Genomic DNA, 252 nt, shown 5'->3' with positions numbered 1-252 from the left:
CGGCTTCTTGCTGGCGTAGGTGGCGGTGGCGACCAGGTCGTAGCACTTCTCGGAGAAGTCATTGCACAGGAATTCCAGGCGCAGGTCGGTGGCGCCGGAATTGCTGGCGTCCAGGATCAGCACCGGACCTTCGTCGCCGTCGGTCTTGCGGGTGGTGTAGCCCATGTCTTCCAGCATATGGACGACCATGTCGACGTCGAACTCATTGACCACGTCGGCGTTGCTGGTCGCGGCCATTTCGTCGTCCATGGC

General features: G+C 61.9%; 1 pseudogene. It reads right to left on the bottom strand.

Annotation, left to right across the window (positions count from 1 at the left end):
• Window positions 1-237, bottom strand: a pseudogene (locus tag SB771_RS35885) (hypothetical protein); the annotation flags it as partial.
• Window positions 238-252 lie beyond the last annotated feature (15 nt).

The organism is Burkholderia sp. SIMBA_051, assembly GCF_046534915.1.
Classification (GTDB): Bacteria; Pseudomonadota; Gammaproteobacteria; order Burkholderiales; family Burkholderiaceae; genus Burkholderia; species Burkholderia ambifaria.
This window is presented reverse-complemented; position numbering and strand designations above follow the sequence as displayed.